This window comes from Dokdonella ginsengisoli (assembly GCF_042652785.1).
GTDB lineage: Bacteria > Pseudomonadota > Gammaproteobacteria > Xanthomonadales > Rhodanobacteraceae > Dokdonella_A > Dokdonella_A ginsengisoli.
Genome location: NZ_JBHSHD010000016.1, coordinates 179,160 through 203,813, shown reverse-complemented (window position 1 = coordinate 203,813; position 24,654 = coordinate 179,160). Strand labels below are relative to the sequence as shown.

Below are 24,654 nucleotides of genomic sequence, written 5' to 3'. Positions count from 1 at the left end.
CTCGCGCGAACGAAGGAGCGCGCCTGCTGCCGCGGGCCGGCAGGCGAGGGTGACTCCGGGGTGCGCGCAGGCCTCAGCCGAGCGGGACGTGGTTGACCGGAACTTCGGGTTCGGGCTCGTCGGAGTTGCCGTGCAGCTGCACGATCCGCCGTCGCGCGGCCATCGTTTCCCAGTAGCCCTCGACCTTCATCGCCTGGTTGGCGCGGAAGTAGCGCAGCGCCAGCTCGGGCTGGTTGCGCGCGAAGGCGACTTCGCCGGCGTAGTAGAGCGCCTCGCTCAGGCGCTCGCGCCGGTCGGCCGGATCCGTGGCGAGTGTGGTGAGGCGCGCCAGGGTCGCTTCGTCGATCTCGCCGCGGACGAACAGCAGCAGCGGCCCGGGCCAGCCCTTGGCTTCGATCAGCGGCAGCAACAGGCTGTCGCTGCCGCCGCGCAATTTGGCTACCGCCAGCGTGGTCGCGCAGTACTGCGCCAGGCGCGCGCGCGCGGTGAGCCGGAGGCAGGCTTCAGCGTGCCGCACGGCGTCCTGCGGCCGGTCGGTCAGCAGGTACACGTTGGCCGCCTGGTGCTCGATCTCGGCGTCGTCGCTCGCGCGTTGCAGCGCGCCCGCGGTCGATTCCAGCGCCGCGTCGTCGCGGCCCAGCGCCAGCTGTTCGGCAGCGACGTCGGCGTGGCTCTGCGCCGAATCGGCGTCGTTGGCGAGCGCCATCTCGTAGTAGCGCAGCGAGAGGCGATGCAGGCCGAGGCGCGAATAGGCCAGGCCCAGGGTGCGCAGCGCGTCGGCGAAGTCGCGCTTGCATTCCGGGCTCTGGCAGCCGCCGGAACGGTCGTACTTGTCGGTGAGCGCGCCGAGCAGGACGAACGAGCCGAGCACGTCGGTCTGCGAGCGCTCGCGCTTGCTCGGGTCGAGGTAGAACAGGCCGGAGGCGGCTTCCAGCAGCGGAGAGGCCGGCGGACGCGGGGCAGGCGCGCTAGCGCAGCCGCTGGTCAGAAAGGCCAGGGCGCAGGCGAGCGCGGCCGTGCGGAGCGCCGCGCGCGTGCGTTCAGTGGGGCCTGCATGCGGAATGTTCGGTTTCATGATCCCTTCCTCGAAGACGCATCCGGCCCGCGGCGCGTCGATCGCAGGTTCGCGTCCGGGCGATCTATCGCCACGCGACCACGCCGAAATCGGTGATGGCAGCGACGATGTTCTGCTGCGCATCGTAGGCGAAATACGTGGCGTAGGTTCCATCACCGTAGCCGGAGGAGAACAGCGCCACGGTGCCGCGCTCGGTCGGCAGCAGCAGCCACGACCGCGTGTGCCGGTAGGTCTTTTCCATCGACTCGATCAGTTGATCGGAGAATTTCTCGCCGTCGTGCTGCAGGCGTGCGGCGTAGGCGCGCATGGCGGCCTCGTCCATGAACGAACCGGTGCCGCTGTCGACGCCGTAGCCGAAGAACTCGCCCGGCTTCAGCGCAGCCGGATCCTGACCCTTGACCAGTGCCAGTTCCCAGCGCGCGATGCGCGCCTCGGAAAAGGCGATCTTCGCCAGCGCGATGCGTTCGTCGTCTCCGCTGCGCGCGATCGCGAACCGCAGCGGGAACGAGCCGCGCGGCAACGCCTTGTCGAAAGGTTCGGCTTCGAATGCAACGAACGGATCGAACGCCGCGAGCCGGCCGCTCGGAAGATCGATGCGGCCGACGTCTTCCGTGCGGAAGACGAACGTGGTCCCGTTCTGCGTGAGCGTGAAGCCGGCGGTGAACGCCTCGTCGAAGACGGGGTGATCGAGCGTCTCGGTGAGGGATTGGGCTTCGCTGCCCGCCGCCGGCGCCTGCTGACGGCCGCAGGATGCGACCGTGAGCAGGAGAACCAGCGCGAACAGGTATTTCATCGGCGTCGGCCGCCCCGCAGGGGGCGGCGCTGCCTCAGGCGGCCTGGCGCGACGCCCTCTTGCGATCGCTTTCGGTCAGGAACTTCTTGCGCAGGCGGATCGCCTTCGGCGTGACCTCGACCAGCTCGTCGTCCTCGATGAACTCCAGCGCCTGCTCCAGCGACATGCGGATCGGCGGCGTCAGCTGCACGTTGTCGTCCTTGCCGGCGGCGCGGATGTTGGTCAGCTGCTTGGCGCGCAGTGCGTTGACGGTGAGGTCGTTGTCCTTGGCGTGGATGCCGACCAGCTGGCCCTCGTAGATCTCGTCGCCTTCACTGACCAGCAGGCGTCCGCGCTCCTGCAGACCGACCAGCGCATAGGCCGGAGCCGGGCCCTGGCCGTTGGAGATCATCACGCCGTTCGGACGCTTGGCGATCGCACCTTCGGCCTTCGGGCCGTAGTGGTCGAACACGTGGAACAGCAGGCCGGTGCCGGCGGTGATCGTGCGGAATTCGGTCTGGAAGCCGATCAGCCCGCGCGCGGGGATCAGGTATTCCAGGCGCACGCGGCCCTTGCCGTCCGGTTCCATGTTCTTGAGCTGGCCCTTGCGCTGGCCCAGGCGCTCCATCACGCCGCCCTGGAACTGTTCTTCCATGTCAACGACGAGCTGCTCGATCGGCTCGCTCAGCACGCCGTCGATTTCCTTGATGATGACTTCCGGCCGCGACACGGCCAGCTCGTAGCCTTCGCGGCGCATCGTCTCGATCAGCACCGACAGGTGCAGCTCGCCGCGTCCGGACACCTTGAACTTGTCCGGATCCTCGGTCTCCTCGACCTTCAGCGCGACGTTGTGCAGCGTCTCGCGCAGCAGGCGGTCGCGAATCTGGCGGCTGGTCAGGAACTTGCCGCCGCTGTGTTCCTTCTGCCCGGCGAACGGCGAATTGTTGACCTGGAAGGTCATGCTGATCGTCGGCTCGTCGACGGTCAGCACCGGCAGCTGTTCCGGCGCTTCCGGCGCGCAGATCGTGTCGGAAATGCCCAGGCCCTCGATGCCGTTGATCGCGATGATGTCGCCGGCCTCGGCCTCCTCGACCTCGCGGCGCTCCAGGCCCATGAAGCCGAGAACCTGCAGCACCTTGGCGTTGCGCTTCTTGCCTTCGCGGTCGAGCACGGTGACCGGCATGTTGGTGCGCACCTTGCCGCGCTGCACGCGGCCGATGCCGATCAGGCCGACGTAGTTGGAATAGTCCAGCTGGCTGATGCGCATCTGGAACGAGCCGTCGGCGTCGACCGGCGGCTTGGGCACGTGCTGCATGATCGCCTCGTACAGCGGCGTCATGTCGCCCGAGCGCACGTTCTCGTCGAGGCCGGCGTAGCCGTTGAGGCCGGAGGCGTAGATGACCGGGAAGTCGAGCTGCTCGTTGGTCGCGCCGAGGCGGTCGAACAGGTCGAAGGTCTGGTTCAGCACCCAGTCCGGACGCGCGCCGGGACGGTCGACCTTGTTGATCACGACGATCGGGCGGAAGCCCATCTGGAACGCCTTCTGCGTGACGAAGCGCGTCTGCGGCATCGGGCCGTCCATCGCGTCGACCAGCAGCAGCACCGAGTCGACCATCGACAGCACGCGCTCGACCTCGCCGCCGAAGTCGGCGTGTCCGGGCGTGTCGACGATGTTGATGCGGTTGCCGTTCCAGGTGATCGCGGTGTTCTTCGACAGGATGGTGATGCCGCGTTCCTTCTCCTGGTCGTTGGAGTCCATCACGCGCTCGGCCAGGACCGTGCGTTCGTTGAACGTGCCGGACTGCTTCAGCAGCTGGTCGACGAGGGTGGTCTTGCCGTGGTCGACGTGGGCGACGATGGCGATGTTGCGCAGGTTTTCGATGGACATGCGAATGGGCGCCGCCCGCTGGAGCGCCGCCTGGAAGGTGAGGAAAGGACGCCGATTATACGGTGTGTGGCGCTGCGCCGCAGCATGCGCGCGCCACGCCGTTCAGCGACAGGCGGCCGGCAGCAGCTTGTCCGGCACCGTGGTCGCCGTTTCGGGGCCGGACAGCGGCTGCGCCGCGTCGTCGACGGCGCCGTTGCCGCAGCGCCAGACCACGCCCGTGCCGAGCTGGTACGGGGTCAGCGTCAGCGTCTGTTCCTTCAGACCGGCCGTCGCCTCGTCACCGAACTGCAACACGATCGTGCCGTCCTCGATCCAGAAGTTCTCCAGGTACTTCGATATTTCGCCCAGTTCCGTCTCGCCCACGTCCGCTTCGTCCAGCGAATCGGGAAAATTGCCGCGCGCGATGTAGTGCTCGGCAAGATAGGTCTTCAGCTCGCCGGTCGCCGCGACCACGCTCGCGACCTGCGCCCGCGCGGTGTAGTCCTGGTAGGCCGGCAGCGCGACCGCGGCGACGATCGCCGCCGCGGCGACGGTGGTCATCGAGCCGCCGCCGCTGAGGGCGTCGAGCGGGGTGGCGTCGTACTGCAGGCTCAGCCCGAGGAAGTCCGGCCGCGCTTCCAGCGCGATGCCGACGGCGCCCTGCAGCGGCAGCTTCAGTTCGCTCGCGCTCGGCAGGCTGGCCAGGTCCGGCTTGGCGCCGACGGCGTCGGCGACCAGCTGCAGGCCGCCGAGATAGGCGTAGTAGCCGGTGCGCTGCGCGCCGCGCGTGAGTGCGGTGACGCCGAGCAGGCTGCCCGGAGCGTCGTAGCCCTGGCCCTTCTGCCAGCCGGCCAGATCGGTCGCCGGCCGTGCCGCGGCGCGATCGGCCAGCGCCTGCGGCACCGAGCCGAATACCAGCCAGTCGCCGTCCTCGACCCAGTACAGGTGCGAACCCAGGCGTGCGTACAGGCGCATCCAGGCCGACGACTGCGCGTCGGCCGGGGTTGCCGATGCGCCGTCGAGGTCGGTGCCCGGGATGTGCAGGTGGTGCACGTCGGTGGTGCCGGAGCGGATCGTGTCGTGGCGCCAGCCGCGCTTGCCGCCGAGCTGTTCCAGCAGCTGGTAGAGCGCCGCGCGGTCACTCACCTGCAGCGCGCTGTACGAGCCGGCGTCGTCCTCGAAGGCGACCACGGCCGGGCCGATCCGGCGCAGCAGCTCGAGCGGATCGATGCCGAGCTTGGCGGTGGCGTCGCTCTTCGCCGCGTCGAATTTCGCGCGCGTGCCGGGGCCGAAGTCGGTGTCGAGCTGATCGACCAGCTGCTGCCACTGCTGCGCGTCGGGCAGGTGCAGGCTGGCCGCCCACTGCGGCGCACCGGCGGTCTTCAGCGCCGGCAGCGGCGCGTTCGGTGCGAAGTAGCCGAGCAGGCGCGCCTGCGGGGCGCGCAGGCGCAGTTGCAGCCGGCCGTGGCCGTCGACGGTGCCCCAGCCGCCGGCGACGCTCTCCGATTTCTGCACGAAATCGCGCACCAGCGCACTGCTGGCGTCCTGCGGCAGGTAGGCGCCGGCCATGCCGTTGATGCCTTTGAGCTTGAGCCAGAAGAACAGCCCCTGGCCGGACGCGTCGACCTCGCGTTCGCTCGCCGCCATCTCGGCCGGGCGCGTCTGCGCGGTCTGCCCGATCAGCGTGTCCAGGCCGCTGGCCGAGGCGGACATGCCGGCGAACACGAACAGGCGGCGGTTCGCGGCATCGAAACGGACGAAACCCTTCTGCGCCAGCTCGCCGCGGCCGTCCGCGTCGAGCGGCGCCTTCAGCACGGGCGCGTCCTTGGCCAGCGCGGCGATGCGCGCGTTCATCGCCGCCACGTCGGCGACGTCGAACTGCACGCTGGCGAAGACGTTGCTGGTCGGGTTGGCGACCTCGCCGTTGTCGACGACGGCGATCTCGACCGGCGAGTCGAGGTCGGCCAGCAGCAGGCCGAGCATCGGCGCCATGCCGCTGTCGGCGATCAGCTTGTCCTCGCGCACGGCCTGGCGCAGCGCACGGATCGCGTCGACGTGCGCCTGGCTGGCCAGCGCCGCATCGAGCACACGGCCGTTCGGTGCCGACAGCCAGCCCCAGATCGACGGCACGCGCAGATAGGCCACGGTGTGGTCGGGCAGGCGGTCGCGCAGCCAGGCCGGCCGTGCGATGGCGGCGGCGCGCTCCCTGGCGGCGCCGTCGAGCGCGGCGACGGGTGTCGTCGTTTCCTTCGAGCAGGCGGCCAGCAGGCCGGCGGCGAGGCCGAGCGCGAGCGCGCGGCGGACGAACGGCGATCGGGACATCGTGGACTCCTTCCTTGTCGTACGGGCCAGCCGCCCGCATCGAACGCGCGGTTCGGCGGCGGCTTGGCGATTGCGGATCCCCGCGCAAAGGTAGCCGAAATCGCGCGGGTCCGCCCGGCGTGCCGCTGGGCTATCATCGCTGCCCTTTTTCCCGGAGTTCCCACGCCATGAGCAGCAACGACCTGGTCGCCAACATCCAGACTTCGCGCGGCAGGATCCGCGTCCGCCTGTTCGCCGATCAGACCCCGGTCACGGTGGCGAGCTTCGTCAACCTGGTCCAGCGCGGCTACTACGACGGGCTCAATTTCCATCGCGTGATCTCGGACTTCATGATCCAGGGCGGCTGCCCGCACGGCAGCGGCACCGGCGGCCCCGGCTACAAGTTCGAAGACGAGATCCGGCCGGCGCTCAAGCACGACCGCGGCGGCATCCTGTCGATGGCCAACGCCGGCCCCGGCACCAACGGCAGCCAGTTCTTCATCACGCACACGGCGACGTCGTGGCTGGACGGCAAGCACACCGTGTTCGGCGTGGTGGTCGATGCCAGCGACAAGGCGGTGGTCGACCAGGTGCGCGTCGGCGACAAGATCGAATCGATCACCATCGAGGGCGACACCGCGGCGCTGCTGGCGCAGCAGAAGGGGCGGGTCGATCAGTGGAATGCGGCGGCGGACGCGGCCGGATTCAAGGCCAAGGCGGCGGGCTGAGCACCCCCGGCCGAACGACGCTCCGCGCAAGGCGGAGCGTCGCGGGAAAGCCGGTCAGCCGGCGTTGCGGCGGACGACGCGGTAGATGGCGAGCAGGATCAGCGAACCGATCACGCCGCCGATGAAGCCGGCGGGCTGGATCTCGCCGCCCGGCCCGGCGGTGCCGAAGATGAGATGGCTCAGGTAGCCGCCGAGGAACATGCCGGCGATGCCGAGGATCGCGGTGATGATGAAGCCGCCCGGGTCCTTGCCCGGCATCAGGAACTTCGCGACGACGCCGACGACGAGGCCGACGATGAACATCCACAACCAAGACATACAACCTCCTCATGATGGGCACGCCGCCACACTGTAGCGCAGACGATGCGACGAGATGTAGACGGCGAGATGTAGACGTTTGTGGACGAATGCTTCGGGCGAACGCGTCAGCGTCCGCGTCCGGCGCGCGGCGAGCGCACGCCGGCGATGAAGACTTCCGCCGCGCGCACGACCAGTTCGTCGGGGTCGACGCGCACGTCCAGATGCGCGTCGATGCGGTGGTCGAGCACCAGCCGCGCGACGCCGTGCGCCATCGCCCACGCGGCGAGCGATTCCAGCGTCGCCGGCGCGGCCACGCCGAGTGCCTGCACGACCTGGCGCAGCGTGTCGAAGGCGAGGCCGGAGGCGTACATGAGGTCCGGATAGTCCTGCTTGTCGACCGTTTCGCCGAACATCAGGCGCCAGGTTTCCGGCTCGTCGAGCGCGAAGCGCACGTAGGCGCGCGCCATCTCCACGAAGCGCCGCTCGGGCTCACCGGGGGCGGGCAGGGCGGCGAAGCGCCGGTTCAGCCGCTCGAAGCCGCTGCGCGCGAGATCGGCGAGCAGGGCCTCGCGACTGGCGTAGTGGCGATACGGCGCGGCGTGCGAGACGCCGGCGCGGCGCGCGATCTCGCGCATGCCGACGGCGCCGGCACCCTCGGCGGCGAGCAGGGCGGCGGCGGCCTCGAGCAGCGCCTTGCGCAGGTCGCCGTGGTGGTAGGTCGTGTCCTCGTCGCGGCGCGCGGCGGGTTTTGCGGTCTTGCGGGCCATTGCGACAGGGTAGGGAGTGATGTTGACAGCGTCAACATCGAGCGCTAGCGTAGCCGGCGCATCCTTCCGCCGGAGACGTGGCATGCCCTCGACCGCACGCATCGATACCTTCGCCGCCGCTCCGGAACCGCGCATGCAGACCCTGCTGCGATTGCAGCAGCAGGCGTTCCGCAAGGACATGAATCCCTCGCGCGAGCTGCGCCTGGACCGGCTGGCCCGGCTCGAGCGCCTGCTCGACGCCGACGCCGAGCGTGAATTCGCCGACCTGATCGCGCAGGATTTCGGCAACCGCTCGCGCATCGAGACGGTGCTGGCCGAATCGATCTTCACGCGCAGCGCGATCCGGCACGCGCGCCGGCACCTGAAATCGTGGATGAAGCCGCGGCGCGCGCCGACCGCGCTGACCTACCAGCCGGGCCGCTCGTACCTGCTGCGCCAGCCGCTCGGCTCGATCGGCATCATCAGCCCGTGGAACTACCCGCTGCAGCTCGCGCTGGCGCCGCTGGTCGGTGCGCTCGCCGCCGGCAACCGCGCGCTGCTCAAGCCCTCGGAACTGACGCCGCGCTTCAGCGAGGTGCTGCAGCGGCGCATCGCCGACGCGTTCGCCGAGGACGAGGTCGCCGTCGTCACCGGCGATGCGGAAGTCGGCAAGGCGTTCGCCGCGCTGCCGTTCGACCATCTGGTGTTCACCGGCTCGACCGCGGTCGGCCGGCTCGTCGCGCAGGCCGCGGCGAAGAACCTCACGCCGGTCACGCTCGAACTCGGCGGCAAGTCGCCGGCGATCGTCGACGCGTCGGCCAATCTCGCCCTCATCGCCGACCGCATCGCGTTCGGCAAGCTGCTCAACGCGGGTCAGACCTGCATCGCGCCGGACTACGTGCTGGTACCGCGCTCGCGCCGCGACGCGCTGGTCGAGGCGCTGCGCGCCTCGGTGGCGCGCATGTATCCGACCATCCAGGGCAACCCGGACTACACCAGCATCGTCAGCGATCGCCACTACCGGCGCCTGCGCGAGCTGGTCGACGACGCGCGGGCGCGCGGCGCGCAGGCGATCGAGCTCGCCCCACCGGGCGAGCACGCCGACCCGGCCGCGCGCAAGCTCGCGCCGACGCTGCTGCTGGACGTCGACGACGGCATGCGCGTGATGCAGGAGGAGATCTTCGGCCCGCTGCTGCCGATCGTCGTCGCCGACGGCGACGAGGCGATCGACTACGTCAACGCGCACGACCGGCCGCTCGCGCTGTACTGGTTCGGCGAGGACCGCGGCGTACGCGAGCGCGTGCTCGAGCAGACGATCGCCGGCGGCGTGACGGTCAACGACACCCTGATGCACATCGCGCAGGAGGCGCTGCCGTTCGGCGGCGTCGGCCCGTCCGGGCAGGGGCACTACCACGGCGAGTTCGGCTTCCGCCAGTTCTCTAAGGAAAAGCCGGTCTTCATCCAGTCCCGCTTCGCCGGCGTGCGCTGGCTGTATCCGCCGTACGGCCCCTTCACCGAAAAGATGCTCAAGCTGCTCGCGCGCGTGTCCTGAGCGGGCGGGGCCGGCACGCGGGAGCCGGCGGACGGGCTGTGATAAAATCGATAGTTGCAGCTGCAACTTTTCATCTCCCTTCCGCAACCTCGCAGGACAGCCATGCCGAATCTTGCGGCGCGCATGAGTCGCGCCAAACCCAGTGCGATCATGGCCGTGGCCGAGAAGGCCAAGGCCCTGAAGGCCGCAGGCCGCGACATCGTCAGTTTCTCGATCGGCGTACCGAACTTCCTTCCCGGCGAGCACGTCTACGCCGCGGCGCGCGAAGCGCTGACCCGCGACAGCGGCCAGTACGGCTCCAACCGCGGGCCCGACGCGCTGCTCGACGCGTTCATCAAGCATCTGGAAGACGGCGGCCTGAAGGGCTACGGGCGCAAGAACATCGCCACCGGCATCGGCGCCAAGCACATGCTCTACAGCCTGGCCGAGGCGCTGCTCGATCCGGGCGACACGATTGCCTTCCCGGTGCCGTACTGGACCACCTACGTCGACATTGCCGACATCGTCGGCGCGCAGAAGCGCCTGCTGCCGTGCCCCGCCAGCCAGAACTACAAGCTGACGCCGGACCAGCTCGACGCCGCGCTGCCGGGCGTGAAGGTGTTCCTGTTCAACAATCCGTCCAATCCGACCGGCATGGTCTACGGCAAGGACGAGATCGCCGCGCTGGCCGACGTGCTGGTGAAACATCCGGACGTGTGGATCGTCTGCGACGACATCTACAACCGCATGGTGTTCGACGGCGTCGGCTACCACAACTTCGTCAACGCGCGCCCCGAGCTGCGCGAGCGCACGATCCAGGTCGATTCGCTGTCGAAGACCTACGGCATGCCGGGCTGGCGCGTCGGCTTCATCGCCGGCCCCGAGAGCGTCGCGCAGGCGATGGTCACGCTCAATTCCAACCACATCACCAACGTGCCGGAAGTCGTCAACGCGGCCGCCGTCGCCGCGCTCAGCGGCCCGCAGACGATCACCGAGCGCAAGTGCGCCGAGTTCCAGGCCAAGCGCGACGAGGTGCTGGCGGCGGTGCTGTCGATCCCGGGCGTGGTGTGCCCGCGTCCGCAGGGCGCGTTCTACGTGTTCCCGGACATCTCGGTGGCGTTCGGCAAGAGCCACTGCGGCGTGAAGATCGGCAACGACGTCGAGCTGTGCAACGCGCTGCTCGAAGTCAAGGGCGTGGCCTGCGTGCCGGGTTCGGCCTTCGGCGATCCGAACGCGCTGCGCATCTCCTATACCTGCCCGACGGAGCAGCTGGCGGACGGGCTGAAGCGCTTCGTCGAGTTCTTCGCCGAACTGACCTGAGCGCATGCGTCGCCTCGCGCTCGTGCTGCTGATCGTCGCCGCCGTCGCGGCGACGGCGGCGTGCACGCGGCGCGCGCCGGTCGACCAGGCCGCCGTGCGCGCCGTGGTCGGCGACGATCCGGTGGTGCTGCTGTCGGCGACGTGGTGCGGCTACTGCCGCAAGCTGCGCGCCGACCTCGACCGTTGGGGCGTGCGCTACCGCGAGTACGACGTCGAGGAAAGCCCGCAGGGCGAGCGCGCCGCCGGCCTGCTGCGCAGTCCCGGCGTGCCGGTGCTGCTGGTCGGCGAACGGCGTTTCGTCGGCTACGTGCCGCAACAGATCCGCCAGTCCCTTTCCGAAGCCGGCCTGCTGCCGGCTTCGGCGCATTGACGGAGCGGTTCGAAAGACCGCTCCGGCACACGGATGTGCCGCCGCGCCGGGCACGTGGGTGCCCGGCGCGGAAAACGTGGCGCGGCTCCGCCGCGACCGTTTTCCTGCGAACCGCGGCAGGAGGCCCGGTTTCGCGAACCACCCCAATCTTCTGCACTACTGCGAGGTCCACACGATGAAAGCTCCCGTCCGTGTTGCCGTCACCGGCGCCGCCGGCCAGATCGGTTACGCCCTGCTGTTCCGCATCGCCGCCGGCGACATGCTCGGCCCGGATCAGCCGGTGATCCTGCACCTGCTCGAGATCACCCCGGCGCTGCCCGCGCTGCAGGGCGTGGTGATGGAGCTCAACGACTGCGCCTTCCCGACCCTGGCCGGCGTCGTCGCCACCGACGACCTCAACGTCGCCTTCAAGGACGTCGACTACGCCCTGCTGGTCGGTGCGCGCCCGCGCGGCCCCGGCATGGAGCGCAAGGACCTGCTCGAGGCCAACGGCGCGATCTTCGGACCGCAGGGCAAGGCGCTGAACGACCACGCCAAGCGCGACGTCAAGGTGCTGGTGGTCGGCAACCCGGCCAACACCAACGCGCTGATCGCGCAGCAGAACGCCCCCGACCTCGACCCGAAGCAGTTCACCGCGATGGTCCGCCTCGACCACAACCGCGCGCTGTCGCAGCTGGCCGAGAAGACCGGCGCGCACACGACCGACATCCAGCGCATGACGATCTGGGGCAACCACAGCTCGACCCAGTACCCGGACATCCACCACGCGACGGTGAAGGGCAAGGCGGCGATCGAGGCGGTCGACGCGGCCTGGTACAAGGACAGCTTCATCCCGACCGTGCAGCAGCGCGGCGCGGCGATCATCAAGGCGCGCGGCGCGTCGTCCGCAGCCTCGGCCGCCTCGGCGGCGATCGACCACATGCGCGACTGGGCGTTCGGCACGCAGGACGGCGACTGGGTCTCGATGGCGATCCCGTCCGACGGTTCCTACGGCATCGCGCCGGGCGTGATCTACGGCTACCCGGTCACGGTCAAGGACGGCAAGTACGCGATCGTGCAGGGCCTCGAGGTCGGCGCGTTCTCGCGCGAGCGCATGGACGCGACCGACAAGGAACTGCGCGAGGAGCGCGCCGGCGTCGAGCATCTCTTCGCGAAGCGCTGATTCTTCGGAGGAAGCTCCGGAGAGATGTTCCGGAGCCATTCCTTCTGCACCGTCATTCCCGCGTACGCGGGAATCCATCTTGATCTTCATGCTTCTGAAGCAGCAGAAGCGAAATGGATTCCCGCTTGCGCGGGAATGACGACTTCTTCAATCCCGTTCGGAGTCCCGATGAACCCAAAGCCCGCTCTCGCCCTGATCCTGATGGCCGTCACCAGCACCGCCGCATTCGCCGGTGAAGGCATGTGGACGCCGGACAACCTGCCCAAGGCGCAAGTCCAGGCCAAGTACGGCTTCACGCCGGACGCGAAGTGGGCCGAGCGCGTGCAGAAGTCCGCGCTGCGCCTGGCCGGCGGATGCTCGGGTTCGTTCGTGTCGCCCAACGGCCTGGTGCTGACCAACCACCACTGCGTGAACTCCTGCGTGCAGCAGCTCTCGAGCGCGGAGAAGGACTACATCAAGTCCGGCTTCCTGGCGAAGGACGAGAAGGACGAGATCAAGTGCCCCGAGATCGAGCTGAACCGGCTCGACCAGATCGTCGACGTCACCGAGCGCATCCGCAAGGCGACCGCCGGCAAGAGCGGCGAGGACTACAGCAAGGCCGAGAAGGCGATCAAGTCCGAGATCGAGAAGGAATGCGTCGGCAAGGACAGCGCCGACACGCGCTGCGACGTGGTCGACCTGTACCGCGGCGGCGTCTACGACCTGTACAAGTACCACCGCTTCCAGGACGTGCGCCTGGCGTTCGCGCCGGAACTTGAGATCGCGTTCTTCGGCGGCGATCCGGACAATTTCAACTTCCCGCGCTACGACCTCGACATGGGCCTGCTGCGCGCCTACGAGAACGGCAAGCCGGTCAAGGTGAAGGAGTACTTCCCGTTCTCGAAGAACGGCGCCGAGGACGGCGAGATGACGGTCATCGTCGGCAATCCCGGCGGCACCGACCGCCAGCTGACGATCGCCCAGCTCGACTTCGCGCGTGACGACGAGCTGATCCCGTACCTGATGCTGCTGGCCGAGCGCCGCGGCCTGCTGGAGCAGTTCCGCAGCCAGGGCGCCGAGAACTGGCGCGTCGCGCAGAGCGACCTGTTCGGCACCGAGAATTCGTTCAAGGCGCTGCGCGGCCGCCTGCAGGCGCTGCAGGATCCGGCCGTGTTCGAGCTCAAGCGCAAGCAGGAGAAGGAACTGCGCGACTTCGTCGACGCCGATCCGGCGCGCAAGCAGAAGTACGGCGCCGCCTGGGACGAGATCGCCAAGGCGGTCGCGCTCCATCGCAACATCGAGGACCGCTACAACTACATCGAGTACGGCCGCGGCTTCTACTCGCGCTACTTCGAGTACGCGCGCACGCTGGTGCGCGGCGCTGCCGAGCGCGGCAAGCCGAACGCCGAGCGCCTGCGCGAGTTCAGCGATTCGCGGCTGCCGAGCGTGACGCAGCGGCTGTTCTCGACCGCGCCGGTGTATCCGGACTACGAGAAGGTCAAGCTCGGCTGGTCGCTGGCCAAGCTGCGCGAGGCGCTCGGCACCGACGACGCCTTCGTCAGGCAGGTGCTCGGCAAGGAATCGCCGGAAGCGCTGGCCAAGCGCCTGGTCGACGGCAGCAGGCTCAACGATCCGGCGGTGCGCAAGGCGCTGTGGGAAGGCGGCGCGGACGCGATCGCCAAGTCCGACGATCCGTTCATCGCGCTGGCGCGCCAGGTCGACGGCGACGGCCGCGCGATCCGCACGCGCTACGAGAACGAGATCGAATCGGTGATCGACAAGAATTCCGAGCTGATCGCCGAAGCGCGCTTCGCCAAGTACGGCACCAGCGTCTATCCGGACGCCACCTTCACGCAGCGCTTCTCGTTCGGCGAGGTCAAGGGCTGGGACGAGAAGGGCGAGGCGGTGAAGCCGTTCACGACGATCGGCGGCGCGTTCGAGCACGCCACCGGCTCCTATCCGTTCGCGCTGCCGCAGAGCTGGCTCGACGCGAAGGGCCGGCTCGACCTCGGCCAGCGCTACAACTTCGTCACCACCAACGACATCATCGGCGGCAACTCCGGCAGTCCGGTCATCAACAAGAACGCCGAAGTCGTCGGCCTGGTGTTCGATGGCAACATCCATTCGCTCGGTGGCGACTACTGGTACGACGAGCGCCTGAACCGCGCGGTGTCCGTGCACAGCGGCGCGATCCTCGAGGCGCTGCGCAAGGTCTACGGCGCCGATGCACTGGTCAAGGAAATCGAAAGCGCGCGCCGGTGACACCTGCGCACCGGCCTCGTGCCCGGATCGGTTCGGGGCCGGTGTGGATTTCCTCAGATATCCGTCTGGAGCATGACCTTCTTCCCATCTCCAGGATGAATCGCATCGGGTAATCTGCCCGACGAGCCGCCGGCATGGCGTTGTCGCCTGTCGGTGCGGCGATTCTTGCGGGGAGAAAATCATGCGCATGCGGTGGACGGTGGCGGGACTGCTGGCGTTGCTGGTGAGCAGCGCCTCGGCGGTGACCCTGGACGAGCTCGTCGCGAAGAACCTCGAGGCACGCGGCGGCGCCGCCGGGCTCGCAGCGATCAAGACGCTCAAGACCAGCGGCAAGCTGCTGGTCGGCGACCAGTTCGAACTCGGCTTCGCGCAGTACCAGAAGGCGCCGGAGCTGACCCGCGTCGAGGCGAGCCTGCAGGGACTGACCTCGGTGCAGGCCTGGGACGGCCGCGAAGGCTGGCAGATCTCGCCGTTCCAGGGCCGCAAGGACCCGGAGAAGATGAGTGCCGACGACGCGCGCGCGCTGGCCGACGAAGCGCCGATCGGCGGCGCGCTGTTCGACTGGAAGGCGCGCGGCAGCACGCTCGAATACCTCGGCACCGAGGACGTCGATGGCACCGAGGCGCACAAGCTCAAGGTGACGTTGAAGAATGGCGACGTCGAATACGTCTACCTCGATCCGGACCATTACCTTGAGATCCGCACCGTCGCGCAACGCAACGTGCGCGGCACGCAGGTCGTCAGCGTCAGCGACTACGGCGACTACGAACAGGTCGCCGGCGTGTACTTCCCGTTCTCCATCGCCACCGAAAACAAGGGCGACGGCGGCAAGCAGCAGGTGACGATCGAGCACGCCGAGGCGAATGCGCCCGTCGAGGACGCCTTGTTCGCCTTCCCGGCGGCGGCGAAGGGAGGCGCGAAATGAGCGCGCGTCCGATGAAGATCCTGCTCGCCGGCGGCGGTCTGCTCGCCACCGTCGCTTTCGGCGCCGCGGCAGCGGCGACTGCGCCGCAGGCGCGTTTCGACGCCGGCGTCGTGTCCGGCCTGGGTGCGCGCAACATCGGCTCGGCGGCGATGAGCGGACGCGTTTCCGCGCTCGCCGCGGTGCCGGGCAAGGACGGCAAGACCACGCTGTTCGTCGGCGCCGCGTCCGGCGGCGTGTGGAAGTCCAGCGACGGCGGCACCACGTTCAAGCCGGTGTTCGACAAGCAGCCGGTGCAGTCGATCGGCGCGATCGCGCTCGATCCGTCCAATCCGCAGAACGTCTGGGTCGGCACCGGCGAGCCCTGGACGCGCAATTCCGTCTCGATCGGCAACGGCGTCTACAAGTCCGCCGACGGCGGCGACACCTGGACCTACCTCGGCCTGCCCGAGTCCGAGCGCGTCGCCAAGATCCTGGTCGACCCGCGCGACGGCAACACCGTCTACGCCTGCGTGCCGGGCAAGCTGTGGAGCGACTCGGCCGAGCGCGGGCTGTACAAGACGCGCGACGGCGGCAAGAGCTGGAACCTGGTCCTGAAGGGCAAGAACCTCTCCACCGGCTGCGCGTCGATCGGTTTCGATCCGAAGAATCCCGACGTGCTGTTCGCCGGCCTGTGGGACTTCCGCCGCAAGGGCTGGACCTTCCGTTCCGGCGGCGAGTCGCCGCAGACGCCGTCCGGCAGCGGCCTGTTCCGCAGCGCCGACGGCGGCGCGTCGTGGACCGAGGTGACGGACGCGGCGAACAAGGGCTTTCCGGGCAAGCCCTACGGCCGCATCGCGGTCGCCGTGGCACCCTCGGACGCGAACGTCGTCTACGCCCTGGTCGAGTCGACCGACTCGGCGCTGTACCGCTCCGACGACGGCGGCAAGACCTGGGACAAGCGCGACAAGAGCCAGATGATGGTCTGGCGGCCGTTCTACTTCGCCAACCTGATCGTCGATCCGAACAATCCCGATCGCCTGTTCAAGCCCGATCTCGGCCTGATCCAGAGCCTGGACGGCGGCAAGAGCTTCGCCAATGTCGGCGGCGGCACGCACGGCGATCACCACGACGTCTGGATCGACCCGACCGACACCCAGCACGTGATCAGCGGCGACGACGGCGGCCTGTGGCAGTCCTTCGACGGCGGCAACAAGTGGTGGAAGCAGAACAACCTGCCGATCTCGCAGTTCTATCACGTCAGCGTCGACGAGGCCGATCCGTTCCGCGTCTACGGCGGCCTGCAGGACAACAGCTCCTGGGTCGGCGACAGCGCCTACCCCGGCGGTGTCACCAACTCGCGCTGGGAGAACATGTACGGCGGCGACGGCTTCTGGATGTTCGAGGACCCGGCCGATCCGGCCTACCTGTACGCCGAATACCAGGGCGGCTCGATCGCGCGCATCAACCGCCACACGCACGAGATCCGCTTCGTCCAGCCGATGGCGCAGTACAAGGAAAAGCTGCGCTGGAACTGGAACACGCCGATCGCGCTGAGCCCGAACGAGAAGGGCGCGATCTACATCGGCGCGCAGTTCCTGTTCCGCTCCGGCGACCACGGCCAGAGCTGGCAGCGCATCTCGCCGGACCTGACCACCAACGATGCGCAGAAGCAGAGGCAGGAAGAATCCGGCGGCGTCACCGTCGACAATTCGGCGGCCGAGATGCACACGACGATCTACTCGATCAGCGAGTCGCCCAGGCAGGCCGGCCTGATCTGGGTCGGCACCGACGACGGCAACGTGCAGCTGACGCGCGACGGCGGCAAGTCGTGGAGCAACCTCACGCGCAACGTCAAAGGCGTGCCCGAGCATTCCTGGGTGTCGTGGGTGCAGGCCGGCGCGTTCGAGCCGGGCACCGCCTTCGTCGCGTTCGATCGCCACACCTTCGGCGACATGGCGCCGTACGTCTATGCCACGCGTGACTACGGCCAGAGCTGGACCGCGCTGGTCACGCCGAAGGACGCCAAGGGCGTGCGCGGCTACGTGCACGTGATCCGGCAGGATCCGGTCAAGCCCGACGTGCTCTACGCCGGCACCGAATTCGGCCTGTGGATCTCGATCGACGGCGGCCGCGAATGGGCGCAGTTCAAGGGAGGCGAGATGCCGGCCGTGGCGGTGCGCGACCTCGCGTTCCAGAACCGCGACGCCTCGCTCGCGCTGGCCACGCATGGTCGCGGCATCTGGATCGTCGACGACCTGACGCCGCTGCGCGCGCTCGACGCGAAGGCGCTGGCGAGCGAAGCGGCCTTCCTGCAGGCCAAGCCGGTGCAGCAGCGCATCAATGCGTTCGGTGGCTGGTCGGAGGGCGACGCGAGTTTCAGCGGGCCCAACCCGTCCTCCGGCGCCGACATCGTCTACTACCAGAGAAGCCGCCACCTGTTCGGCAAGCTCAAGCTCGAGGTGCTCGACTCGAAAGGCGAGGTCGTCGACACGATTCCGGCCAGCGTGCGTCGCGGCATCAACCGCGTGAACTGGTCGATGCGCGCCAAGCCGCCGCGCGTGCCGCCGGCGGCGCAGGTCGCGTTCAATTCGACGCAGGGACCGCGCGTGCCGCCCGGCACCTACACGGTGCGCATGACCAAGGGCAAGGACGTGTACGAAACCCGGCTCGACGTCGGCCTCGATCGCCGCGTCAGCTACGCGACCGCCGATCGCCAGGCGCAGTACGACACGGCGCTGCGCGTGCGCGACCTGTTCGGCCGCATGAGCGACCTGGTCCACAAGATCAACGCGGTGCGCGCGCAGTCCGACGAGCGCGCCGGCAAGCTCGGCGGGAACGAAGCGCTGCGCAAGTCGCTGCTCGCGCTGAAGGACGAGGCCGACACGATCCGCAGGAAGATCGTCGCGACCAAGGAGGGCGGCGCGATCACCGGCGAGGAGCGCCTGCGCGAGCACATGGACACGCTGTACGGCGCGCTGACGATCTACGAAGGCAAGCCGACCGACTACCAGCTCGCGCGGGTCGACACGCTGCAGCGCGAACTCGGCGACGTCGAGCAGGAGTTCGCCAGGTTCCAGTCCGGCGATCTGGCCCGGGCGAATGCGGGGCTGCGCGCGGCGAAGCTCGAGGAGATCGCGGTACCCGCCGCGGCGCCGGAAGAGGCGTCCGCCGCGCGCGGTGGACGCGAGGAAGATCGGCGCAATCCGTTCGAGCGGGATTGAGCGGACGGTCCGAAGCGCATCCGATCTAATCGCCAAGCAACCCGTTTTTCCTTCCCCCGCTTGCGGGGGAAGGTGCCGAAGGCGGATGGGGGAAGTCGGAGTGAAACGCCGCACTCCGATTGCCCTCACCCAGCCCTCTCCCGCAAGCGGGAGAGGGGAAGGCGGTGGCGAGTGAAGCGAACGGTTTGGGCTCGATCGACCTGAGCGCCAAGCCTCGGAGTGCTCGCTCCGCTTGGCTGCATTCCGCTCGACGAGGCCGAGTGTTCAACGAGGTTTCGGCGTCACCTCAATCCAACCGCTTGCGGAAGCGCAACACCGCCACCGACAACATCACCGCGACGAACGCCGCCAGCGCCGCGAGTTCGTGCCACATCTCGCCCAGGGCCGCCTCGCGCAGCATGATGCCGCGGATCAGGCGCAGGAAATGCGTCAGCGGGAAGATCTCCGCCAGCCACTGCGCCGCACGCGGCATGCCGTCGTAGGGAAACATGAAACCCGACAGCAGGATCTGCGGCAGGAACGTGAAGAACGCCATCTGCATCGCCTGGAACTGGCTGTCGGCGAGGGTGGAGATGAACACGCCCAGCGACAGCATCGCGGCGATGTAGACGATCGCCGCGACGTACACCTCCAGCAGCGAACCGCGCACCGGCACGTCGAACACGAGCAGGCCCAGCAGCAGGATCAGCGTGACCTGCACCAGGCCGATGCCGACGTAGGGCAGCACCTTGCCGATGGTCAGCTCGAACGGCGACAGCGGCGTGGCGATGAGCATCTCCATGTTGCCGCGCTCGCGTTCGCGCACGATCGCCATCGCGGTGAAGATCACCATCGTCATCGCCAGGATCACGCCGATCAGCCCCGGCACGGTGTTGACCGGAGCGCGCCGTTCCGGGTTGTAGAAGTTGACGATCTCCACCGATGGCACCGCGCGCGTTCCGGGCCGGTTCGGCGCGCGGCCGTAGTCGAGCGAGGCCAGCGGAAACGCCGACAGCTGCCGCGCCGCCGCCTGCACGGACTGGTCCGAGCCGTCCACCACGACCTGCCAGGCCGGACGGTCCGCGCGCGCCAGGCGCGTCTCGAAATCCGGCGGAATCACCACCGCGGCGCTGATCTCGCCGCGGCGCATCGCCGCGTCGATCTCCTGCGGCGCGACGACGACGCGGCGCAAGTCGAGCACCTGGGAGGAAGCGAGTTCGGCCACCAGTTCGCGCGAATGCGCGGTGTTGGCCTGGTCAAGCACGGCGGCCGGCAGATGGCGGATGTCGAGATTGATGGCGAAGCCGAACAGCAGCAGCTGCAAGGTCGGGATGCCGACGATCATGGCGAAGGTGAGGCGGTCGCGGCCGAGCTGCACCAGCTCCTTGCGTACCACCGCGAGCAGGCGCGCCAGGCTCATGCGGCCGCCTCCGGGACCGGCTTGCGCGTCGCCGCGACGAACACGTCCTCGAGGTTCGCGGCGACCGCCTCGACCGCGGCATCGGGATCGATCGCGCGCACGCGCTCGCGCAGCCAGCCGTCGCCGTCGCGGCGGTCGGTCAGCACGCGCAGGCTGCCGCCGATCTGCGCGATGCCGAGCACGTGCGCCTCGCGCGCGAGCGCCTGCTGCACGCGGCGCGGCTGCGCGCAGTCCACGCGCAGGGTCGAACCGGGCAGGTCGGCCATCAGCTGCTGCGGACTGCCGTTGGCGACGAGGCGGCCGCGGTCGAGGATCGCCAGGCGGTGGCAGCGCTCGGCTTCGTCCATGTAGTGCGTGGAGACGAGCAGGGTGGTGCCGGCTTCAGCGAGGTCGAACAGCGCGTCCCAGAAATCGCGCCGCGACTGCGGATCGACCGCGCTGGTCGGCTCGTCGAGCAGCAGCAGTTCCGGCTCGTGCAGCACCGCACCGGCCAGGGCCAGGCGCTGCTTCTGGCCGCCGGACAGGGTGCCGGCGAGGCGGTTCTTCAGGTCGTCCAGGCGGTAGCGCGCGTACATCTCGTCGAGCCGCGCGCGTGCCGCCGTGCCGCGCAGCCCGTGCACGGCGGCGAGGAATTCGAGGTTCTGGCGCACGCTCAGGTCTTCGTACAGCGAGAACTTCTGCGTCATGTAGCCGATCGAGCGCTTGACCTTCTCCGCCCCTGCCGGCAGGGACTGGCCGAGCACGCGCACTTCGCCCGAGGTCGGCCGCAGCAGTCCGCAGAGCATGCGGATGGTGGTCGACTTGCCGCAGCCGTTCGGGCCGAGGAAGCCGTAGACCTCGGCGCGCCGCACGTCGAGGTCGAGATGGTCGACCGCGACCAGCTCGCCGAAGCGCTTGGTCAGGCCGCGCGCGACGATGACCGCTTCGGTCCGGCGCGGCTCAGCCGCCATGGCCGCCGCGGCCTGCGCCGGAGCAATCGGCCTGCGCCGGCAGGCCGGCCGGAAGTTTCGTCGCCGCCTCGCCCGACAGCACCAGCTCGGCGCGATAGGCGAGGCGGCTCGCGTCCTCGCCGGTGAGGGCGTAGTACGGCGTGAACGCGGGGTCGGAGCGCAGCGTGCGGAGGATCGCGTCGAACGCCTCGGCGACGCCCTGCACGTGCACGCGGCAGTGCGCGCCCTCGGCCAGCGCCGCGCGCTGCGAGGCCGGCATGTAGACGCGCGCATACGGCGCCGCGCCGGCCAGCAGGCTGACCAGCGGAGCGCCGAGCGGCGGCTGGTCGCCCACCTTGAACGGCAGCGCATCGACTTCGCCGTCGCGCGGCGCACGCACGTCCAGCCGCGCGCGCACCAGCGCGGCGTGCTCGGCGGCGGCGCGTGCGGCAGCCAGCGCCGCCTCGGCCTGTTCGATGTCCTCGATGCGCGTGCCGTTGAGCAGCTCGGTCAGGTTCGCGCGCGCCGCGTTCGTGCTCGCGCTGGCGGTGCGCAGCGCGGTTTCGGCGTTGTCGAGATCGGCCTGCGCGATCAGGCCGCGCTTGCGGATCTCGGCCAGCCGGTCGCGCTCGCGCTGCGCGTTGGCGCGCGTGGAATCGGCGCCGGCCAGCGTGGCGCGTGCGGCGTCGATCGTCTCGATGCGCGTGCCGTGGCGCAGCTCCGCCAGCGCGGCTTCGGCGCGGCGCTGCTCGGCCTGGGCCTGCGCCAGTTCGGCGTCGCTGCGGCGCGGATCGAGGCTGAGGATCAGGTCGCCGAACTTCACGCGCGCGCCTTCGGCGACCGCGACCGAGAGGATCGGCTCGGAGGCCTCGGCGGCGACCGCGACGCGGTCCCATTCCAGCGTGCCGAGCAGCTGCGGCGGCTGGCGTTCGGCGCAGCCGGCGGCGAATGTCGCCGCGGCGAGCGCGAAGAACCGCGCGCGGCGGCCGGATCGGTCGAGGCGTTCACGCATGGTCGAGCTCCAGTCCGCGTCCGAGCAGGGCGAGGGTGTGTGCGGCGAGCCGCTCCGCATCGACGTCGTCGGCGTCGAGCAGGCGCGTCCAGATCGGCCGCGCGGCGAACGGGAACACGGTCAGGCCGATCAGCGAAACGACGGTCAGGCGTGGATCGAGATCGCGGTTGATCTGTCCGCGTGCCTGCGCCGCGGCGATCGCGTCGCGCAGCAGCGGCGCGATGCGCGAGGCGACGCCGCGCAGCAGGCGTTCGCGCAGCAGTCCGCCCTCGCTCAGCACTTCGCGCAGCCACAGCGGCGGCAGCCACGGGTTGGCTTCGAGCACGCGGAACAGGCTGCGCACCAAGGTCTGGATCTGGCGCGCCGGATCGTGCGCCTGCGCGAGCAGGTCGGCGCGCACCGGTTCGAGCAGGGGCAGGAAACGTTCTTCCATCAGCGCATCGAGCAGGCGCTCGCGGCTGCCGAAGTAGTAGTGCAGCAGGGCCGGCGTGACGCGCGCGCGGCGCGCGATCGCGGTCAGCGGCGTCGCCGCGATGCCGTGCTTGGAAAACAGGGTGAGTGCGACGTCGAGCAGGCGCCCGCGTTCGTCGCCGCGGGAGCGGACCGGGCGGCCGGGGGTGCGGCCGGAGGGGTTCTTGCGCGTCGTCATCCGTCTACACTAATTAAATGGATAATTAATTTCAAGCGAGGATAGCAGACGGCGCCCGGATGCCCCTCGACCAAGGTCGTAGCCGCCGCGGGCGCGCCGTCCTCTAGGCTTGCGGGGCGAGGCCCCAGGAGAAGCGCGATGACGACCTACGACGAGCTGTATCGCCAGTCCGTGGAGCAGCCGGAGGCGTTCTGGGCGGAGCAGGCCAGGGCGATCGACTGGCACAGGCCGCCGCAGCGCATCCTCGACGACTCGAACCCGCCGTTCCGGCGCTGGTTCGTCGGCGGCGAGACCAACCTCTGCCACAACGCGATCGACCGGCACCTGGACGCGCGCGGCGACCAGCTCGCGCTGATCGCGGTGTCGACTGAAACGAATCTCACCCACGAGATCACCTATCGCGAACTGCATCGCGAAGTGAACACGTTCGCCGCGGTGCTGAAGTCGCTGGGCGTCGGCCGCGGCGATCGCGTGGTGATCTACATGCCGAACATGGCGGAGGCGGTGTTCGCCATGCTCGCCTGCGCGCGCATCGGCGCGATCCATTCGGTCGTGTTCGGCGGCTTCGCCGCGCACAACCTGGCTCTGCGCATCGACGACGCGCAGCCGAAGCTGCTGATTTGCGCCGACGCCGGCATGCGCGGCGGCAAGGTGATTCCGTACAAGCCGCTGGTCGACGCGGCGTGCGCCGCGGCGAAGTCGCCGCCGCCGCACGTGCTGATCGTCAGCCGCGGACTCGATCCGGATCTGGCGCGCGTGGCCGGCCGCGACCTCGACTACGCCGAACTGCGCGCGCGCCACGACGGTGCGACGGTGCCGGTGGAATGGCTGGAGTCGAACGAGCCGAGCTATCTGCTCTACACCTCGGGCACGACCGGCAAGCCGAAGGGCGTGCAGCGTGACGTCGGCGGCCACGCGGTGGCGCTGGCCCTGTCGATGTGGGCGATCTACGACGTGCGCGCCGGGCAGACGATGTTCACGACCTCGGACGTCGGCTGGGCGGTCGGGCATTCCTACAACGTCTACGGGCCGCTGATCGCCGGCGCGACCGTGCTGCTGTACGAGGGCCTGCCGACCAGCCCCGACGCCGGCATCTGGTGGCAGCTGTGCGAGAAATACCGCGTGCGCACGATGTTCTCCTCGCCGACGGCGATCCGCGTGCTGAAGAAGCAGGACGCCTCGTGGCTGCGCAAGTACGACCTGTCGGCGCTGAAGTGGCTGTTCCTCGCCGGCGAGCCGCTGGACGAGCCGACCGCGCAGTGGATCACCGACGGCATCGGCAAGACCGTCATCGACAACTACTGGCAGACCGAGACCGGCTGGCCGGTGCTGTGCCTGCATCCGGGGCTGGATCTGAAGCCGGTCAAGTTCGGCTCGCCCGGCCTGCCGAACCTCGGCTACAAGCTGCGCGTGATCGACGAGGCCAGCGGCCGCGAAGTCGCACCGAACGAGAAGGGCGTGCTGGTCATCGTGCCGCCGCTGCCGCCGGGATGCATGACCACGATCTGGCGCGACGACGCGCGCTTCAAGGCCAGCTACTTCAGCCACTTCAAGGAACTGGTGTACAGCTCGCTCGACTGGGCGGTGCGCGACGTGGACGGCTACACCTTCATCCTCGGCCGCACCGACGACGTCATCAACGTCGCCGGGCACCGTCTGGGCACGCGCGAGATCGAGGAATCCGTCGCCACGCATTCGGGCGTTGCCGAGGCCGCGGTGGTCGGCGTGCACGACGAACTGAAAGGCCAGGTGCCGGTCGTCTTCGCGACCCTGAAGGCCGCGCAGGCGGACGAGGCGGAGAAGCGCGCGAACGCGGACGCGATGCAGCGGCGCGTGGTGGAGACGCTCGGCGGCGTGGCGCGGCCGGCGCGCATCTACATCGTCAACGCGCTGCCGAAGACGCGTTCGGGCAAGCTGCTGCGCCGGTCGCTGCAGGCACTGGCCGAGCAGCGCGACCCCGGCGACCTGTCGACGCTGGACGATCCGGGCGCGCTCGAGGAGATCCGCCGCGCGCTGGAGCGCGGCAGCGACGTCTGAGCGAGTCCTGCGCACCGCGTTGCGGTCGTCGGGCCGGCGCCGAGGCGGGTGCGGCGCGACCGGCACGAACGGCGCCCCGCGGCGATCGGC

At 69.4% G+C, this 24,654-nt stretch carries 19 protein-coding genes; 9 read left to right on the top strand and 10 right to left on the bottom strand.

All coding sequences use genetic code 11. From position 1 onward, the window contains the following. Positions 1–73: 73 nt before the first annotated feature. The 4 genes from ACFO6Q_RS18805 to ACFO6Q_RS18790 all read right to left on the bottom strand — a co-directional run bounded on the left by ACFO6Q_RS18805 (position 74) and on the right by ACFO6Q_RS18790 (position 6,036). Positions 74–1,075: a hypothetical protein gene (locus ACFO6Q_RS18805; RefSeq protein ID WP_380022662.1), complete on the bottom strand. Its 1,002-nt coding sequence runs from the start codon at positions 1,073–1,075 to the stop codon at positions 74–76. 64 nt (positions 1,076–1,139) lie between these two features. Further along, the gene (locus ACFO6Q_RS18800; protein WP_380022661.1) at positions 1,140–1,868 is read right to left on the bottom strand and encodes a DUF4241 domain-containing protein; all 729 of its coding nucleotides are present in this window, start codon (positions 1,866–1,868) and stop codon (positions 1,140–1,142) included. Positions 1,869–1,902: 34 nt separating this feature from the next. Beyond that, positions 1,903–3,735, bottom strand: a complete 1,833-nt coding sequence (typA, locus tag ACFO6Q_RS18795; protein ID WP_380022660.1) for a translational GTPase TypA — start codon at positions 3,733–3,735, stop codon at positions 1,903–1,905. 102 nt (positions 3,736–3,837) lie between these two features. Then, complete coding sequence (locus ACFO6Q_RS18790) at positions 3,838–6,036, bottom strand: pilin (RefSeq protein ID WP_380022659.1); 2,199 nt, start codon at positions 6,034–6,036, stop codon at positions 3,838–3,840. Between the two features lie 167 nt (positions 6,037–6,203). On the opposite strand from ACFO6Q_RS18790, the gene ACFO6Q_RS18785 reads away from it, so the two are divergent. Continuing rightward, entirely contained in the window at positions 6,204–6,743 is a 540-nt protein-coding gene (locus ACFO6Q_RS18785) for a peptidylprolyl isomerase (protein ID WP_380022658.1), read from the top strand. 54 nt (positions 6,744–6,797) lie between these two features. Here the strand turns inward: ACFO6Q_RS18785 and ACFO6Q_RS18780 are convergent, their stop codons facing one another. Beyond that, positions 6,798–7,061 carry a GlsB/YeaQ/YmgE family stress response membrane protein gene (locus tag ACFO6Q_RS18780; RefSeq protein ID WP_380022657.1) on the bottom strand — a complete coding sequence of 88 codons (264 nt, stop codon included), beginning with the start codon at positions 7,059–7,061 and terminating at the stop codon, positions 6,798–6,800. A 107-nt stretch (positions 7,062–7,168) separates the two neighbouring features. Beyond that, complete coding sequence (locus tag ACFO6Q_RS18775; RefSeq protein ID WP_380022656.1) at positions 7,169–7,810, bottom strand: TetR/AcrR family transcriptional regulator; 642 nt, start codon at positions 7,808–7,810, stop codon at positions 7,169–7,171. A gap of 82 nt (positions 7,811–7,892) precedes the next feature. Here ACFO6Q_RS18775 and ACFO6Q_RS18770 point away from each other — a divergent pair, with 82 nt between their 5' ends. From ACFO6Q_RS18770 to ACFO6Q_RS18740, 7 genes are all read left to right on the top strand, one after another. Further along, a complete protein-coding gene (locus ACFO6Q_RS18770) occupies positions 7,893–9,341 on the top strand; it encodes a coniferyl aldehyde dehydrogenase (RefSeq protein ID WP_380022655.1) in 1,449 nt (482 codons plus the stop codon). A gap of 123 nt (positions 9,342–9,464) precedes the next feature. Further along, on the top strand, positions 9,465–10,640 hold the full coding sequence (locus ACFO6Q_RS18765) for an aminotransferase class I/II-fold pyridoxal phosphate-dependent enzyme (RefSeq protein WP_380022654.1): 1,176 nt from the start codon (positions 9,465–9,467) through the stop codon (positions 10,638–10,640). A gap of 4 nt (positions 10,641–10,644) precedes the next feature. After that, complete coding sequence (locus ACFO6Q_RS18760) at positions 10,645–11,010, top strand: glutaredoxin family protein (protein ID WP_380022653.1); 366 nt, start codon at positions 10,645–10,647, stop codon at positions 11,008–11,010. A 175-nt stretch (positions 11,011–11,185) separates the two neighbouring features. Further along, on the top strand, positions 11,186–12,172 hold the full coding sequence (locus ACFO6Q_RS18755; RefSeq protein ID WP_380022652.1) for a malate dehydrogenase: 987 nt from the start codon (positions 11,186–11,188) through the stop codon (positions 12,170–12,172). 168 nt (positions 12,173–12,340) lie between these two features. Then, positions 12,341–14,413: a S46 family peptidase gene (locus ACFO6Q_RS18750; RefSeq protein ID WP_380022651.1), complete on the top strand. Its 2,073-nt coding sequence runs from the start codon at positions 12,341–12,343 to the stop codon at positions 14,411–14,413. Positions 14,414–14,594: 181 nt separating this feature from the next. Beyond that, positions 14,595–15,338: a hypothetical protein gene (locus ACFO6Q_RS18745; RefSeq protein ID WP_380022650.1), complete on the top strand. Its 744-nt coding sequence runs from the start codon at positions 14,595–14,597 to the stop codon at positions 15,336–15,338. Further along, entirely contained in the window at positions 15,335–18,538 is a 3,204-nt protein-coding gene (locus ACFO6Q_RS18740; protein ID WP_380022649.1) for a WD40/YVTN/BNR-like repeat-containing protein, read from the top strand. Before ACFO6Q_RS18745 ends, ACFO6Q_RS18740 begins: the two co-directional genes overlap by 4 nt. 286 nt (positions 18,539–18,824) lie before the next feature. On the opposite strand, the gene ACFO6Q_RS18735 is transcribed toward ACFO6Q_RS18740, so the two are convergent. From ACFO6Q_RS18735 to ACFO6Q_RS18720, 4 genes are read right to left on the bottom strand one after another with little or no spacing between them, the layout of a single operon-like run. Continuing rightward, the gene (locus tag ACFO6Q_RS18735) at positions 18,825–19,937 is read right to left on the bottom strand and encodes an ABC transporter permease (RefSeq protein ID WP_380022648.1); all 1,113 of its coding nucleotides are present in this window, start codon (positions 19,935–19,937) and stop codon (positions 18,825–18,827) included. Then, the gene (locus ACFO6Q_RS18730) at positions 19,934–20,887 is read right to left on the bottom strand and encodes an ABC transporter ATP-binding protein (RefSeq protein WP_380022647.1); all 954 of its coding nucleotides are present in this window, start codon (positions 20,885–20,887) and stop codon (positions 19,934–19,936) included. The genes ACFO6Q_RS18735 and ACFO6Q_RS18730 overlap by 4 nt, the downstream gene beginning before the upstream one ends. Continuing rightward, on the bottom strand, positions 20,877–21,878 hold the full coding sequence (locus ACFO6Q_RS18725; RefSeq protein ID WP_380022646.1) for an HlyD family secretion protein: 1,002 nt from the start codon (positions 21,876–21,878) through the stop codon (positions 20,877–20,879). The genes ACFO6Q_RS18730 and ACFO6Q_RS18725 overlap by 11 nt, the downstream gene beginning before the upstream one ends. Then, positions 21,871–22,527: a TetR/AcrR family transcriptional regulator gene (locus tag ACFO6Q_RS18720; protein WP_380022645.1), complete on the bottom strand. Its 657-nt coding sequence runs from the start codon at positions 22,525–22,527 to the stop codon at positions 21,871–21,873. The genes ACFO6Q_RS18725 and ACFO6Q_RS18720 overlap by 8 nt, the downstream gene beginning before the upstream one ends. A 138-nt stretch (positions 22,528–22,665) precedes the next feature. Here ACFO6Q_RS18720 and prpE point away from each other — a divergent pair, with 138 nt between their 5' ends. Continuing rightward, a complete protein-coding gene (gene prpE / locus ACFO6Q_RS18715) occupies positions 22,666–24,564 on the top strand; it encodes a propionate--CoA ligase (protein WP_380022644.1) in 1,899 nt (632 codons plus the stop codon). Positions 24,565–24,654 lie beyond the last annotated feature (90 nt).

Bases quoted from the DNA above. Each gene is read 5' to 3' on its own strand.
- ACFO6Q_RS18770 (WP_380022655.1), top strand. From the start codon at position 7,893: ATGCCCTCGACCGCACGCATCGATACCTTCGCCGCCGCTCCGGAACCG.
- ACFO6Q_RS18725 (WP_380022646.1), bottom strand. From the start codon at position 21,878: ATGCGTGAACGCCTCGACCGATCCGGCCGCCGCGCGCGGTTCTTCGCG.
- ACFO6Q_RS18780 (WP_380022657.1), bottom strand. From the start codon at position 7,061: ATGTCTTGGTTGTGGATGTTCATCGTCGGCCTCGTCGTCGGCGTCGTC.
- ACFO6Q_RS18760 (WP_380022653.1), top strand. From the start codon at position 10,645: ATGCGTCGCCTCGCGCTCGTGCTGCTGATCGTCGCCGCCGTCGCGGCG.
- ACFO6Q_RS18790 (WP_380022659.1), bottom strand. From the start codon at position 6,036: ATGTCCCGATCGCCGTTCGTCCGCCGCGCGCTCGCGCTCGGCCTCGCC.
- typA (WP_380022660.1), bottom strand. From the start codon at position 3,735: ATGTCCATCGAAAACCTGCGCAACATCGCCATCGTCGCCCACGTCGAC.
- ACFO6Q_RS18740 (WP_380022649.1), top strand. From the start codon at position 15,335: ATGAGCGCGCGTCCGATGAAGATCCTGCTCGCCGGCGGCGGTCTGCTC.
- ACFO6Q_RS18775 (WP_380022656.1), bottom strand. From the start codon at position 7,810: ATGGCCCGCAAGACCGCAAAACCCGCCGCGCGCCGCGACGAGGACACG.
- ACFO6Q_RS18735 (WP_380022648.1), bottom strand. From the start codon at position 19,937: ATGAGCCTGGCGCGCCTGCTCGCGGTGGTACGCAAGGAGCTGGTGCAG.
- ACFO6Q_RS18805 (WP_380022662.1), bottom strand. From the start codon at position 1,075: ATGAAACCGAACATTCCGCATGCAGGCCCCACTGAACGCACGCGCGCG.
- ACFO6Q_RS18785 (WP_380022658.1), top strand. From the start codon at position 6,204: ATGAGCAGCAACGACCTGGTCGCCAACATCCAGACTTCGCGCGGCAGG.
- ACFO6Q_RS18745 (WP_380022650.1), top strand. From the start codon at position 14,595: ATGCGCATGCGGTGGACGGTGGCGGGACTGCTGGCGTTGCTGGTGAGC.
- ACFO6Q_RS18800 (WP_380022661.1), bottom strand. From the start codon at position 1,868: ATGAAATACCTGTTCGCGCTGGTTCTCCTGCTCACGGTCGCATCCTGC.
- ACFO6Q_RS18720 (WP_380022645.1), bottom strand. From the start codon at position 22,527: ATGACGACGCGCAAGAACCCCTCCGGCCGCACCCCCGGCCGCCCGGTC.
- ACFO6Q_RS18765 (WP_380022654.1), top strand. From the start codon at position 9,465: ATGAGTCGCGCCAAACCCAGTGCGATCATGGCCGTGGCCGAGAAGGCC.
- ACFO6Q_RS18755 (WP_380022652.1), top strand. From the start codon at position 11,186: ATGAAAGCTCCCGTCCGTGTTGCCGTCACCGGCGCCGCCGGCCAGATC.
- prpE (WP_380022644.1), top strand. From the start codon at position 22,666: ATGACGACCTACGACGAGCTGTATCGCCAGTCCGTGGAGCAGCCGGAG.
- ACFO6Q_RS18730 (WP_380022647.1), bottom strand. From the start codon at position 20,887: ATGGCGGCTGAGCCGCGCCGGACCGAAGCGGTCATCGTCGCGCGCGGC.
- ACFO6Q_RS18750 (WP_380022651.1), top strand. From the start codon at position 12,341: ATGAACCCAAAGCCCGCTCTCGCCCTGATCCTGATGGCCGTCACCAGC.